Origin of the sequence: Holdemanella biformis DSM 3989 (genome assembly GCF_000156655.1) — a bacterium.
GTDB lineage: Bacteria > Bacillota_I > Bacilli_A > Erysipelotrichales > Erysipelotrichaceae > Holdemanella > Holdemanella biformis.
On the sequence record NZ_DS996863.1, the window covers coordinates 1 to 850 of the forward strand.

General features: G+C 30.0%; 1 protein-coding gene and 1 pseudogene. Both read left to right on the top strand.

Annotated features, from left to right (window positions below):
• The coding region (locus EUBIFOR_RS11890; RefSeq protein WP_003866322.1) for a transglutaminase-like domain-containing protein at positions 1 to 556 on the top strand (556 nt) is incomplete at its 5' end.
• A pseudogene (locus tag EUBIFOR_RS11895) lies at positions 553 to 850 on the top strand (hypothetical protein); the annotation flags it as partial. The gene EUBIFOR_RS11890 and the pseudogene EUBIFOR_RS11895, both read left to right, overlap by 4 nt.

The following is an 850-nucleotide window of genomic DNA, read 5'->3' on the forward strand; positions in this document are numbered from 1 at the left end:
ATTTGGATATAATGAAGATGATGCGATTTGTGCATCAAAAGTATTATTCGATGGCTATGGCCAATGTAATACAAAAGGGACCTTATTTATGGCTCTTTTACGAGCTTGTCAGATTCCATGTAGAATTCATGGCTTCACAATTGATAAAAGACTTCAAAAAGGAGCCATGACTGGCTTAGTGTATTGGAGTGCACCGCAAAACATATTTCATAGTTGGGTGGAAATATATTTTGAGAATCAGTGGATTGAACTTGAAGGATTTATTTTAGATCGTACATATCTCAAAAAATTGCAAAATCAATTTCCAAATTGTAAAGGTGCATTTTGTGGATATGGTGTAGCAGTAAAAGATTTTAGAAATCCTACTATTGATTTTAATCGTAACTCTACATATATCCAAAGTGAAGGAATTACACAAGATTTTGGTGTATATGATTGTCCGGAAGATTTACTAAAAGAACACCATCAACAAATGTCAAGGCTAAAAGGATTTGCCTATAGATATATAGGAAGACATTTCATGAATCGTAATGTTAGAAGGGTGCGCCAAAGATGAAGTCAAAGAGAATGATTGTTGTAGTTGTTAGTAGTATTGTTTTATGTTTATCCTTATTCTTTATATTTCAAAATGAAACAGATACAAGTACTTCTAATAAAGATTTAACATTGATTTATGAAGAGAAAGTATCTCCAAATAAGGAATATGTTTCTAATAAAAATGATATTGTGCATTATACAATTAAAATTTATCAAGAGGATAAGAATAAGGTTTATGTTTATGCTGAATCGAATTCTCCTGTTTTTGAAAATACAAATTATTCAGTTGATTATAATCAAAAATTATCTAAAG